A 12,360-nucleotide genomic window follows, 5' to 3' on the forward strand; every position below is an offset into this window, starting at 1 on the left:
GGGACGGGCGGCCGCGCACTGGTTACGATCGCGTCCGTGTCGGTACTCCCCTTGGTCTTCACCAGCGGCTGGGCCAGCGGCATCAACGCGTACGCGGTGGTGCTGCTGCTCGGCGTCTTCGGCGCGACGGGCCTGAGCGACGACGTCCCCGGGACGCTGCAGCGCCCCGAGGTGCTGATCGTCGCGGCCGTGCTGTTCCTGTGCGAGGCGGTCGCCGACAAGATCCCGTACGTGGACTCGGCGTGGGACTCCGTGCACACGGTGGTCCGGCCGGTGGCGGGCGCCTGGGTCGGGGCGCTGCTCGCCGGGCACAGCGGCTCGCTCGGCGACGTGGTGGCCGGGCTGGTCGGCGGTTCGACGGCGCTGGCCAGCCACACCGTCAAGGCCGGGACGCGGATGGCGGTCAACGCCTCCCCCGAGCCGTTCAGCAACATCGTGCTGAGCCTGGCGGAGGATCTCGGGGTCGGCGCGATCGTGGCGTTCGCGATGTTCCACCCGCTGGCGGCGGCGATCGTCGCGGCGGTGCTGCTGGCCACCGGCCTGACCGTGCTGGTGTTCCTGGTCTCCCGGATCCGGCGGTTCCGGCGGCGCCGCGCCGAGCGCCGGGCGCAACGGCGGCTCGCCGCGCAGGAGGCCCCGCCACCCGGCTGACGGCCCGCCGGACCGGACTGTCGGTGGCGGTCGATAAAGTCGCGGGCATGGGACGGATTGCGGTGATCGGCGCCGGCATGGGCGCCATGGCGGCGGCCGCCCGGCTGGCCGTCGCGGGCCACCGGGTGACGGTGTACGAGCGCACGGAGACGTACGGCGGTGCGGTGCGCCGGTTCGAGCGCGACGGGTTCGCCTTCGACACGGGCCCCGCGCTGCTGCCGCTGCCCGCCGTGTACCGCGACCTGTTCGTCAAGACCGGCAAGGAGCCGCTGGAGGACTGCGTCGAGCTGGTCCAGGTCGACCCGTCGGCCCGGCACGTCTTCGCGGACGGCACGGTGGTGTCCCTGCCGAACGCGTCCCGCGCGGGGGTCGTCGGCGCCCTCGACGAGGCCCTGGGGTCCGGCGCCGGGCAGCGCTGGGGCGACTTCCTGGTGCGGGCCCGGGAGGCCTGGGACCGCACCCGGCGCCCGCTCCTGGAGGAGCCGCTGTGGCCGAACTGGCAGGTGCTGGCCGAACGCGAGCCGTACCCGTCGGTCCCGCACAAGAAGCTGCTGCGCACCCGCCGGGCGGCCACGCTCGCCGAGATCGGCGCCTGGGAGCTGCGCGACGAACGGCTGGCGGCCCTCCTGGACAGTCACGCCCTCGCGTACGGCCTGGACCCGCGCAGCACTCCGGCGAGCGCCGCCGTGCTGCCGTACCTGGAGCACGCCTTCGGTACCTGGTATGTGCGCGGCGGCATGAGGGAGTTGGCGCGTGCGGTGTACGAGCGGTGCCTGAAGCGGCGGGTCGAGTTCGTCTTCGGCGCCGAGGTCACCGCGGTGCCGGTGAAGGACGGCCGCGCGGCGGGGGTGGAGCTGGCGGACGGACGGGTGGCCGACGCCGACCATGTGGTCGCCGGGGTGGACCCGGCCGGGCTGGCCGCCCTCACCGGGTCGGCGCCGGGCCCTCTCGACGCCGACGCGGACGTGCGCGCCGACGTCGGCACGGTACGCCCGGTCCGCTTCAGCGTGCTGCTCGCGCTCCGGGGCGGGCGCGAGGCCGGCGCCGCCCACCGCACCGTCGTGCACGCACCGGACGACCAGACCGAGTTGGACCTGCTGGTCGCCCCCGGCGGGGACCGGCCGGTGCGTCCGACCGTGACCGTGCTGCGGCCCGGCGACCCGGCACTCGCACCGGACGGCGACCACGAGTCCGTGGTGCTGTCGGCGGTGCTGTCGGGCGAGGCGGGCTGGGAGCGGGAGAGCACGGCCCGGACCTACACGGACCTCCTCCTCGAAGCCGCCGAGGCCGCCGTGCCGGACCTGCGGGAGCGTCTGCTCTGGCAGGAGACCCGGGCGCCGGAGCCGGGCGCCCCGGGCTCCGGCGGGATCTCCGCGCCCGCCCTCGCGGCGGGCCGGGGCCGCTTCCTGCATCCGGCCAACACCACCCGGCTGCCGGGCCTGTACCGGGTGGGCGAGTGGGCGCATCCTGGCGGCGGGCTGCCGCACGCCGGCATGTCGGGGGCGCTGGTGGCCGGGCTGATCGTGGAGGGACCGGAGTTCCGCGGCTCCCAGTGAGGGAAGCGTGCCGGGGCCGGGGGCTCAGAAACGGTACTGCTCGTCGTACCCGGTGCCGGGCCGGGCCTGCTGCTGCGCCTGGCCGTCGCCCTGGTAGGGGTACTGCTGCTCCTGCGGGAGTTCCCCGCCGAAGGTCTCGTCGGCCCGCTGCTGCGGGACCCAGACACCGCCCGCCGGGGTCTCGCCGTAGCCGCCGGTCCCGTACTGGCCCTGGGCGTAGCCCTGCTGGTCGTACTGCTGGGTGCCGTACGACGGGTCGTACCCGGCGCCGCCGTAGGTCTGGTTGCCGATGTACGGGTCGGAGTAGTTGGCGTACTGCTGCTGGCCGTTCGCGTCGTAGCCGTACTGCTGCTGGCCGTAGCCCGAGTAGTCGTAGGCGTAGTTCTGGTCGGTGCCCTCGGCGGCGTAGCCCTGGTCCTGGCCCGCGGTCGCGTAGGCGGCCTGCTGGTCGCCGGTCGCGGCGTAGCCGGAGTCGCGGTACACGCCGTAGGAGCCGGTGTCGTCGGGCATCGGCTGCGGCTCGTACACCGCCGTGGACTCGGCGGCGGTCGGCTCGGTGGAGCGGGGCCCCGGGGTGAAGACGTCGTCGTAGTCGTCGTCGCGGTAGGCGGGGGTGGCGCCGGTGGCGTGGCCGGCCTGCTGCTCGGCGTAGGCGGCGTCGGCGGCGTCCGGGTCGGTGGCCTCCAGGCCCGGGTTCTCGTCCGGTTCGCCGCGGCGGCGCTTGGTCAGGCCGAGGGTGAGGCCCCCGCCGTCACCGTCCGTGTCGGGGCGCTTGACCGCCCAGCCGGCCTCGAAGCCGCGGCGGAACGACAGCGTGACATAGGTCTGGCCGACCGCGAAGGCGATCGCGCCCACGCCGATGACGATCACGGACGGGATCAGGACCCCGAGGACGACGCCGAGGAAGCCCGCGAAGGCGAGCAGCCGCCAGCGCAGCCGCGCCTTGTACTGCAGCAGTACCTCGCCGAGCAACCACAGTGCGACGATGCCGAACGCTACGTAGAGGACCGTCCAGCCCATGTACGCCCCTCTCCCAGTGCCCGCTACGCAGTGTGTCGTACACCGGTGCGGCCGGTCTAGGCCTGCGGGGGATGGTGCAGGCCCAGGTTCTCGTAGATCTCCAGGGTGGCCGTGGAGTTGTTGAGCGTGATGAAGTGCAGTCCGGGCACTCCCTCGGCGAGCAGCCGAGCGCAGAACTCCGTGGCGAATTCGATGCCAATGGAGCGTACCGCCGCCGGATCGTCTTTCGCTGTGAGGATCCGCTCTTTCAGGACGTCCGGGAAGACAGCGTTGCTCAGTTTGGGCAACCGTTCCAGCATCTTCACACTGGTGACGGGCAGGATTTCCGGAATCACCGGGGTCCGGCAGCCGGCCGCTTCGACCCGGTCGCGGAGCCGGAGGTACGACTCGGGCTGGAAGAACATCTGCGTGATGGCGTAGTCGGCGCCCGCGCGGCACTTGTCGACGAAGTGCCGGACGTCGGTGTCCCAGTCGTCGGAGCGCGGGTGCATCTCGGGGAAGGCGGCGACGCCCACGCAGAAGTCACCCGACTCCTTGATGAGCCGGACGAGTTCGGCCGCGTAGGTCAGCCCCTGCGGGTGCGCCACCCACTGCCCCATCGGGTCGCCGGGCGGGTCGCCGCGCACGGCGAGCATGTTGCGGATCCCGGCGTCCGCGTACTGGCCGATGATGTTGCGCAGCTCGGCGAGCGAGTGGTCGACCGCCGTGAGGTGGGCGACCGGGGTCAGGGTGGTGTCGGCGACGATCTGCTGGGTCTCCTTGACGGTGCCCGCGCGGGTGGACCCGCCGGCGCCGTAGGTCACGGAGACGAAGTCGGGGGCGACCGCCTCGACCCGCCGGAGCGCGCTCCACAGGTTCCGCTCGCCCTTGGGGGTCTTCGGCGCCGAGAACTCGAAGGAGTACGTGGTCTTGCCGCTGGCGAGCATGTCGCGCACGGTGCGTGCGCGGTCAGTCCTGGTGGACGCGGTTCCTAGGGCCATACCCGCAGGTTAGTCAGGGGCGGACGGACACCCAACCAGACTCGGGATATTTGCCCGAATTGCCGTCCCTCCGTCCGGATAGTGGACAGGTTTTCGGACATCACGCCCCGGCGGGGCTCCCGGAGCCGGTCACGCCGAGCGGAGGCGCTTGGCGAACTCGGCCGCCGCCGCGCCCGGGTCGTCGGCCGCGGTGAGCGCGCGGACGACCACCACGCGGCGGGCGCCCGCCTCCAGCACCTGGTCGAGGTTGCCCAGGTCGATGCCGCCGATGGCGAACCAGGGGCGCTCGGTGCCCAGGGCCGCGGTGTACCGCACCAGGTCGAGCCCCGGGGCGGGCCGGCCGGGCTTGGTGGGGGTCGGCCAGCAGGGGCCGGTGCAGAAGTAGTCCACGCCGTCCTGGACGGCCGCCGCGGCGGCCTCCGCCTCGGTGTGCGTGGAGCGGCCGACGAGGACGTCCGGGCCGAGGATCGCGCGGGCGGCCGCGACCGGCAGGTCGCCCTGGCCGAGGTGGAGCACGTCGGCGTCGGCGGCGTGGGCCACGTCGGCGCGGTCGTTGACCGCGAGCAGCTTGCCGTGCCGGGCGCAGGCCTCGGCCAGGACGGCGAGGTGCGCCAGCTCCTCGGCGGCCTCCATGCCCTTGTCCCGCAGCTGCACGACGTCGACACCGCCCGCCAGCACCGCGTCCAGGAACTCGGCGAGGTCGCCCTGCTCCTTCCGGGCGTCCGTGCACAGGTACAGCCGGGCGTCGGCCAGCCGGGCGCGGGCGGTGTCGGTCATCGTCGGGTCCCCCGTGGTGTCGTTGCCGGTTGCCGGTCGCTCAGACGGCGAGCGCCTGGGCGCGACGCTTCACCTCCGTGCCGCGATTCTCGCTCAGCGCCTGCGCGGGGGTGCCGGGCAGGGTCTCGTCGGGGGTGAAGAGCCACTCCAGCATCTCTTCGTCGTTGAAGCCGTCGTCCCGCAGCAGCGTCAGGGTGCCGGCCAGGCCCTTGACGACCTTGTTCCCGTCGATGAAGGCGGCGGGGACGTGCAGTGCCTTGTTCTCACCGCGGCGGACGGCGATGAGCTGGCCCTCCTTGACCAGCTGCCGCACGCGGGTCACCTCGACGTCGAGCATCTCCGCGATGTCGGGGAGGGTGAGCCAGGCGGGGACGAGAGCATCGATGTTTGCGTCAATCTCGGTCACGGGTCCAGGGTAGGCGCTCCGCCGGGTGGGCCGCGATGGGTGGGGCCGGGTACGTGGGCTGGTCGGGTGCGAGTGCGTGGGGGCTGGGCGCGCCCACGCGGCGGAGCCGCAGATGTCACAGCCCCGCGCCCCTAACGGGGCGCTGCAGTTGCGTCTTTCAAGGGGCGAGCGGGATCTGACAGGGCCTCCGGGGCCATTCGGGTGTTCGCGTCGATCAGCCGTCGCCCTTGCGCGAGGTCTCGGGGGCGGCCTACCGCGAGGAGGGCTGCCAGGCGGTCGTCGCGGAGCCAGCAGACGCTCCAGGCCGGGCCCGTCGGGTCGCCGCGCCAGATCATCCGGTCGGCGGACGCGTGGTGGCCCGCGTACTGGACGAAGCGGCCGAACTGTTCGGACCAGAAGTACGGCACCGGGTCGTAGACGGCGTCGGACTCGCCGAGGATATTGGCGGCGACCGTGCGCGGGCCCTGGAGGGCGTTGTCCCAGTGGTGGATCAGCAGGCGTTCGCCGTAGCGGCCGGACGGGAAGGACGCGCAGTCGCCGACGGCGTAGACGTCCGGCGCGCCGGTGCGCAGGCGGTCGTCGGCGACCACGTCGCCGTGGGCGCCCAGCTCGATGCCGGAGCCGGCCAGCCAGCCGGTGGCGGGGCGGGCGCCGATGCCGACCACGACGGCGCCCGCGGGGATCCGCGCGCCGTCGTCGAGGATCACCGCGCCGGGTTCGACGCGCGCCACGCGCGCGTGCGTGCGCAGTTCGGTGCCACTCTCGGCGTACCAGGCGGTCATCGGCGCGGCGACGTCGGCGGGGAGGGCTCCCGCGAGCGGCAGGCCGGCGGCCTCCACGACGGTCACCGCGCAGCCGGCGGCACGCGCGGCGGTGGCGAACTCGGCGCCGATCCAGCCCGCGCCGACCACGACGATGTCGTGCTGCCGGGCGAGCACCGGCCGCAGCCGCTCGGCGTCGTCCAGGGTGCGCAGCAGGTGGACGCCGGGCACCCCCTCGGTGCCGGGCAGCCTGATCGGCTCGGCGCCGGTCGCGAGCACCAGGACGTCGTACGGCACCGGTCCCGCCTCGGTGTCCAGCTCGTGGTCGGCGGTGCGCACGCCGACCGCCTCACGGCCCAGCGCCAGCTCGATGCCGAGCGCCTCGAAGTCGACCTCGAAGGCCGAGCCCTCCGCCTTGCCGAGCAGCACGGCCTTGGAGAGCGGCGGCCGGTCGTACGGCTGGTGCGGCTCGGCGCCGATCAGCGTGACCGTGCCGGTGAAACCCCGCTCGCGCAGGGCGACGGCGGTCTGCACCCCGGCCATGCCCGCGCCCACGACGACCACGCGCCGCTCCTGTGACGTGCCCTGTCGCTGCGTCTGCCCGCTCACCTGATCACCATGGACAAGAACGATAGACAACTGACAAAGAGTCAGTCAGGGGGCGTGCCGCGTGACCTGTTGCACAGCGTCCGGCGAGGGCGTCCTTACCGCGCCGGACGACTCGGGCTAGGGTGGCGGACGTACAAGCACACGCGGGAGCCCGGACGGACCGGGCTGAGAGGGAGGCTGGCGGCCTCCGACCGTACGAACCTGATCCGGGTCATGCCGGCGAAGGGAGGGGCTGGACGCCCATGTCCTCACGTACGTCCGACGTCCTCGTCATCGGGGGCGGGATCATCGGCCTGGTCACGGCCTGGCGGGCGGCTCAGCGCGGGCTCGCCACCACCGTGGTCGACCCGGCGCCCGGCGGCGGGGCCGCGCAGGTCGCGGCGGGGATGCTGGCCGCCGTCACCGAGCTGCACCACGGCGAGCAGACCCTGCTGGGGCTCAACCTGGCCTCCGCCCGCCGTTATCCCGGCTTCGCCGCCGAGCTGACCGAGCTGACCGGCCAGGACCTCGGCTACCGGCGCTGCGGCACGCTCGCGGTCGCCCTGGACGCCGACGACCGCGCCCACCTGCGGGAACTGCACGCCCTGCAGCGGCAGTCGGGGCTGGACTCGGAGTGGCTGTCCGGGCGGGAGTGCCGGCGCCTGGAGCCGATGCTGGCGCCCGGGGTGCGCGGCGGGCTGCGGGTCGACGGCGACCACCAGATCGACCCGCGGCGGCTGGCGGCCGCCCTGGTCACGGCGTGCGAGCGGGCCGGGGTGGCCTTCCACCGCGACTGGGCCGAGCGGCTGGACGTCGTACGGGAGCGGGCGGCCGGCGTCGTCACGCGCGCGGGACGGATGCTGGGCGCCGGGCAGGTGGTGCTGGCGGGCGGGAGCCTGAGCGGGCGGCTGGCCGGGGTGCCCGACGACGTGCTGCCGCCGGTGCGGCCCGTGAAGGGGCAGGTGCTGCGGCTGACGGTGCCCCCGCGCCACGCGCCGTTCCTCAGCCGGACCGTGCGGGCCGTGGTGCGCGGCGGCAGCGTCTACCTGGTGCCCAGGGAGAACGGCGAGCTGGTCGTCGGCGCGACCAGCGAGGAGCTGGGCTGGGACACGACCGTCACGGCGGGCGGTGTCTACGAGCTGCTGCGGGACGCGCACGAGCTGGTTCCCGGCATCACCGAACTGCCGCTGACCGAGACCCGGGCCGGGCTGCGCCCCGGTTCCCCCGACAACGCGCCGCTGCTCGGTCCGACCCGCCTCGACGGGCTGCTGCTGGCCACCGGGCACTACCGCAACGGGGTGCTGCTCACACCGGTCACCGGGGACGTGATGGCGGAGCTGCTGGCCGGCGGCGAGCCGCCCGCGGAGGCCCGTCCGTTCACGCCGCGGCGCTTCGGCCCCGTTCTCGACGTACTCGTGGAGCAGACCGCATGAACATCTCCGTCAACGGGGAGCGCCGGGAGATCGCCCCGGGCACCGCTCTCGACACGCTCGTGAAGTCCCTGACGGCCGCGCCCTCCGGGGTGGCCGCGGCCGTCAACGAGACCGTCGTACCGCGTGCGCAGTGGCCGGTGACGGGTCTCGCCGAGGGCGACCGGGTGGAAGTCCTGACCGCCGTGCAGGGAGGCTGAGCGCCGTGGCCGACGATCCTTTCGTGCTCGGGGGTACGACCTTCTCCTCCCGGTTGATCATGGGTACCGGGGGTGCGCCCAGCCTGGAGGTGCTGGAGCGGGCGCTCGTCGCGTCCGGGACGGAGCTGACCACGGTCGCGATGCGGCGGGTGGACCCGGGGGTACGGGGTTCCGTGCTGTCGGTGCTCGAACGGCTGGGGGTCCGGGTGCTGCCGAACACGGCGGGGTGCTTCACCGCCGGGGAGGCGGTGCTGACCGCCCGGCTGGCGCGGGAGGCGCTGGGGACCTCGCTGGTGAAACTGGAGGTCATCGCCGACGAGCGGACGCTGCTGCCGGACCCGGTGGAGTTGCTGGACGCGGCGGAGACGCTGGTGGACGACGGGTTCACGGTGCTGCCGTACACCAACGACGATCCGGTGCTGGCGCGGAGGCTGGAGGACGTGGGGTGCGCGGCGGTGATGCCGCTGGGGTCGCCGATCGGATCGGGGCTCGGGATCCGCAACCCGCACAACTTCCAGCTGATCGTGGAGCACGCGCGCGTGCCGGTGATCCTGGACGCGGGGGCCGGTACGGCGTCGGACGTGGCGCTCGCGATGGAGCTGGGGTGCGCGGGGGTGATGCTGGCGTCGGCCGTGACGCGGGCGCGGGATCCCGAGCGGATGGCGCTGGCCATGCGGGCCGGGGTGGAGGCGGGGCGGCTGGCCCGGCTGGCGGGGCGCATTCCCCGGCGCTACTTCGCCGAGGCGTCCTCTCCTGCGCAGGGCCTGGCGGTGCTCGACCCGGAGCGCCCGGCGTTCTGACCCCGGCCCGCTCCCGCCCCCGCTCTCCCGCCCACGCACCACCCGAAACCGTTCACCGAAGAGGTGAACCCCTCCCGCGGGGGGCGAAGCACCATCGGCGGCCGCGGGTAGCGGGAGATCGAGGCGGCAGCGCCGCCTCAGGACGGGAGCGTCCCCAGGCGGGAGCGTCCCGGGGCGGCAGGGTGGGTCAGGGGTTGGTCAGTTCGGTGTCGGCGCGGTCCGTGATCAGGGTCAGCACGCGGCCCGCCGTCGCCAAGTCCTCCTCCGGGATGCCGGCGTACAGGCGGGCGGCGATCTTCGCGCTCTCGGCGGCGGTGCGCTCGTACAGCTCCCGGCCGGTGTCGGTGACGCGGAGCCGGGACGCGTCCGCCGCCAGCAGCCCCGCGGCCGTCAGCTCCTCGATCACGCCGTGCACGGTCGCCGCGTCGGTCTTCAGCGCGCCGGTGACCTGGGCGACGAGGTCGTCACGGCCGACGGAGCCACCGGCGACCACGGCCGCCCGGAGCGTGACGCTCTGGTGGAAGGTGATGCCGTAGCGGGTCAGGACGCCCTCCAGGAGGGCGCGCGGGGCGTGGTGGGCCAGGGCTATGACGCGGGCGTCGAGGGTGGGGGCGGTGGTGGTCATGGCTGCTCCTTCTCGTTCTCGGTGTGCGGATCAAGAGGTGCGTCGAGCAGGGTCACGAGGTCGTGGGTGAGCTGCCGGGCGCGCGGGCCGTGCTGTCCCCCGAGCGGCTCCAGCATCTGGTCCAGCAGGCCCTGGACCACCGTGATCGCCCGCCGCGTGACAGCGCGCCCCTGCTCGGTGAGCGTCAGCTGCATGGCCCGCGGGTCGCCGGGATCGCGGGTGCGGGCGAGGAGTCCGGCGGCCTCCAGGGCGCGGGCGAGCTTCGAGACGTACAGCGGTTCCAGGCCGGTGTGATCGGCGAGGCGGCGCTGGCTGGGCCGCTCCCCGGTACGGCCCATGCCGTACAGGGACGCCAGCACCGCGTACTGGGCGTGGGTCAGGCCCAGCGGCGCGACCGCCCGGTCGACGGCCACCCGCCACTTCATCGACAGGCGCCAGACCAGGAATCCGGCCGTGGCGCCCTCGGCTGTCTCACTCATGAGAAATACAGTACATGGCTACTATGTCCATGGCTACTGTTTTCGGTGGCGAGCGTCACAGCTCCGCTGCAGTCCGCCGGGGAAAGCGGTCTCACCAGTGGGGCGATCGGTGCGGGCTCGTACACTCGCGGGGTGGATACGACCCTTCAGGACCCCCTTGTCGGGCAAGTGCTCGACGGCCGCTATCGCGTCGACGCGCGGATCGCCGTCGGCGGGATGGCCACGGTCTACCGGGCCCTGGACGTCCGGCTGGACCGCGTGCTCGCGCTGAAAGTGATGCACCCGGCCCTCGCCGCCGACGGGTCGTTCGTGGAGCGGTTCATCCGGGAGGCCAAGTCGGTCGCCCGGCTGGCCCACCCGAACGTGGTCCAGGTCTTCGACCAGGGCACCGACGGCACGTACGTGTACCTCGCGATGGAGTACATCGCCGGCTGCACCCTGCGGGACGTGCTGCGCGAGCGCGGCGCCCTGCAGCCGCGGGCCGCGCTGGACATCCTGGAGCCGGTGCTCGCCGCGCTGGGCGCCGCGCACCGGGCCGGCTTCGTGCACCGGGACATGAAGCCCGAGAACGTGCTGATAGGGGACGACGGCCGGGTCAAGGTCGCCGACTTCGGACTGGTCCGCTCCGTGGGCTCTGTCACCAGTACGACGGGCGCCGTCCTCGGGACCGTCGCCTACCTCGCGCCCGAGCAGGTCGAGCACGGGTCCGCCGATCCGCGCGTCGACGTGTACGCGTGCGGTGTGGTGCTCTACGAGATGCTCACCGGGGAGAAGCCGCACGACGGGGACTCGCCCGCGGTCGTCCTCTACAAGCACCTCCACGAGGACGTGCCGCCGCCGTCCGCCGCCGTACCGGGCCTCGCGCCCGAGCTGGACCAGCTGACCGCCCTCGGGACCGCCCGCGATCCCGGCGCCCGGCCGCACGACGCGGTCGCGCTGCTGGCGGTCGTGCTGGAGGCGCGGGCCGCGCTCACCGACGCGCAGCTGGACGCCGTGCCGCCGCAGGCGCTGGCGGCCGGACACGACATCGCCGAGGACCGGACCAGTGTCATACCCCGGTCGCTCACGGTACCCCGTCCGCTGCCGGTCAACGAGGACGACGGCGTGCTGCGGACCAGCCGGTTCGAGGCGGAGCCGGTGCCCGAGCGGCGGCGCGGCGGGCGTCGCCCACGGCGCGGGCCCCTCGCGCTGGTCGTCGCCGTCCTGCTCGTCCTCGGTGTCGGCACCGGCGTCTGGTACATCAACACCGGGCAGTTCACCAGGGTGCCGCCGCTGCTGTCGAAGACCGAGGCGCAGGCCACCGCCCGGCTGAAGGGGGCGGGGCTCGACGTCAAGGCGGTCGAGCACGCCTACAGCGACACGGTGCGGCGGGGCACGGTGATCAGCACCGACCCGGCGGCCGGTGAGCGGATCCGCAGCAACGACTCGGTGACGCTCACGATCTCCGACGGTCCCGAGACCGTGCACGTGCCGGACGTGCAGGGCCGGACGCTGGCCGGGGCCAGGGCGCTGCTGAAGGCCGACGGACTCGCGGCGGGCATGGTGACACGGGAGTTCAGCGACAGCGTGCCCAAGGGCTCGGTGATCAGCACGGACCCGGGGGCCGGGAGCAAGCGGCACGCCGGGGCGGCGATCGCGCTCGTCGTCAGCAAGGGCTCGCCGGTCGACGTGCCGGACGTCACGGGCGACGACCTGGACGAGGCCCGCCAGGAGCTCCAGCAGGCCGGGCTGAAGGTCACGGTCTCCGCGACCGAGGTCAACTCCGAGTACGACCAGGGGCAGGTCGCCCGGCAGACCCCGGCGGGTGACGCCCAGGTCGCGGAGGGCGACACGGTCACGCTGACGCTGTCCAAGGGCCCGGAGATGGTCGAGGTGCCGAACGTGGTCGGGGCCGGCGTGGACGACGCGGAGAAGCTGCTGGAGCAGTCCGGCTTCCAGGTCAAGGAGGACCGCGGGCTGCTCGGGCTGTTCGGGAACACGGTGAGGAAGCAGTCGGTGGCCGCCGGGCAGCAGGCGCCCAAGGGGTCGACGATCACGATCACCATCCGGTGACCGGGGGTCCGCGGCCGGCGTGACACCCTTGACGG

General features: G+C 73.9%; 13 protein-coding genes and 1 riboswitch. Of the genes, 6 read left to right on the forward strand and 7 right to left on the reverse strand.

Annotated features, from left to right (window positions below):
• Window positions 1-36 precede the first annotated feature (36 nt).
• Both ACZ3KP_RS27160 and ACZ3KP_RS27165 read left to right on the forward strand, forming a co-directional pair.
• Entirely contained in the window at window positions 37-651 is a 615-nt protein-coding gene (locus tag ACZ3KP_RS27160) for a DUF4126 domain-containing protein (RefSeq protein ID WP_467502359.1), read from the forward strand.
• 47 nt (window positions 652-698) lie between these two features.
• The gene (locus ACZ3KP_RS27165; protein WP_467502361.1) at window positions 699-2,207 is read left to right on the forward strand and encodes a phytoene desaturase family protein; all 1,509 of its coding nucleotides are present in this window, start codon (window positions 699-701) and stop codon (window positions 2,205-2,207) included.
• 24 nt (window positions 2,208-2,231) lie between these two features.
• On the opposite strand, the gene ACZ3KP_RS27170 is transcribed toward ACZ3KP_RS27165, so the two are convergent.
• The 5 genes from ACZ3KP_RS27170 to ACZ3KP_RS27190 form a co-directional block, all read right to left on the reverse strand.
• Window positions 2,232-3,227, reverse strand: a complete 996-nt coding sequence (locus ACZ3KP_RS27170) for an SCO2102 family sporulation regulator (protein WP_467502362.1) — start codon at window positions 3,225-3,227, stop codon at window positions 2,232-2,234.
• Between the two features lie 56 nt (window positions 3,228-3,283).
• Window positions 3,284-4,207 (reverse strand): methylenetetrahydrofolate reductase [NAD(P)H], encoded by a 924-nt coding sequence (gene metF, locus ACZ3KP_RS27175; protein WP_467502364.1) that lies wholly within the window; start codon window positions 4,205-4,207, stop codon window positions 3,284-3,286.
• A gap of 129 nt (window positions 4,208-4,336) precedes the next feature.
• On the reverse strand, window positions 4,337-4,984 hold the full coding sequence (gene thiE, locus ACZ3KP_RS27180) for a thiamine phosphate synthase (RefSeq protein WP_132886286.1): 648 nt from the start codon (window positions 4,982-4,984) through the stop codon (window positions 4,337-4,339).
• A gap of 40 nt (window positions 4,985-5,024) precedes the next feature.
• Window positions 5,025-5,390, reverse strand: a complete 366-nt coding sequence (locus tag ACZ3KP_RS27185; RefSeq protein ID WP_467502366.1) for an Rv2175c family DNA-binding protein — start codon at window positions 5,388-5,390, stop codon at window positions 5,025-5,027.
• Between the two features lie 131 nt (window positions 5,391-5,521).
• Window positions 5,522-6,760 (reverse strand): NAD(P)/FAD-dependent oxidoreductase, encoded by a 1,239-nt coding sequence (locus ACZ3KP_RS27190; RefSeq protein ID WP_467502368.1) that lies wholly within the window; start codon window positions 6,758-6,760, stop codon window positions 5,522-5,524.
• A gap of 132 nt (window positions 6,761-6,892) precedes the next feature.
• Window positions 6,893-7,005: riboswitch (TPP riboswitch) on the forward strand.
• On the opposite strand from ACZ3KP_RS27190, the gene thiO reads away from it, so the two are divergent.
• The 3 genes from thiO to ACZ3KP_RS27205 all read left to right on the forward strand — a co-directional run bounded on the left by thiO (window position 7,003) and on the right by ACZ3KP_RS27205 (window position 9,169).
• Entirely contained in the window at window positions 7,003-8,172 is a 1,170-nt protein-coding gene (thiO, locus tag ACZ3KP_RS27195) for a glycine oxidase ThiO (protein WP_358975810.1), read from the forward strand. Its footprint overlaps the riboswitch before it by 3 nt.
• A complete protein-coding gene (gene thiS / locus ACZ3KP_RS27200) occupies window positions 8,169-8,369 on the forward strand; it encodes a sulfur carrier protein ThiS (RefSeq protein WP_467502370.1) in 201 nt (66 codons plus the stop codon). The genes thiO and thiS overlap by 4 nt, the downstream gene beginning before the upstream one ends.
• Before the next feature lie 5 nt (window positions 8,370-8,374).
• Window positions 8,375-9,169: a thiazole synthase gene (locus ACZ3KP_RS27205; protein ID WP_467502372.1), complete on the forward strand. Its 795-nt coding sequence runs from the start codon at window positions 8,375-8,377 to the stop codon at window positions 9,167-9,169.
• Between the two features lie 187 nt (window positions 9,170-9,356).
• Here ACZ3KP_RS27205 and ACZ3KP_RS27210 read toward each other — a convergent pair whose 3' ends face one another.
• Together ACZ3KP_RS27210 and ACZ3KP_RS27215 are read right to left on the reverse strand one after the other, a co-directional pair.
• The gene (locus tag ACZ3KP_RS27210) at window positions 9,357-9,794 is read right to left on the reverse strand and encodes a MarR family winged helix-turn-helix transcriptional regulator (protein WP_467502374.1); all 438 of its coding nucleotides are present in this window, start codon (window positions 9,792-9,794) and stop codon (window positions 9,357-9,359) included.
• Window positions 9,791-10,273, reverse strand: coding sequence for a MarR family winged helix-turn-helix transcriptional regulator (locus tag ACZ3KP_RS27215; RefSeq protein ID WP_358975817.1), 483 nt, complete (start codon window positions 10,271-10,273; stop codon window positions 9,791-9,793). The genes ACZ3KP_RS27210 and ACZ3KP_RS27215 overlap by 4 nt, the downstream gene beginning before the upstream one ends.
• Window positions 10,274-10,405: 132 nt before the next feature.
• Here ACZ3KP_RS27215 and pknB point away from each other — a divergent pair, with 132 nt between their 5' ends.
• The gene (gene pknB, locus ACZ3KP_RS27220; protein ID WP_467502376.1) at window positions 10,406-12,325 is read left to right on the forward strand and encodes a Stk1 family PASTA domain-containing Ser/Thr kinase; all 1,920 of its coding nucleotides are present in this window, start codon (window positions 10,406-10,408) and stop codon (window positions 12,323-12,325) included.
• The last annotated feature ends 35 nt before the right edge of the window (window positions 12,326-12,360 follow it).

It is taken from the genome of Streptomyces sp. NPDC020958 (assembly GCF_055562175.1).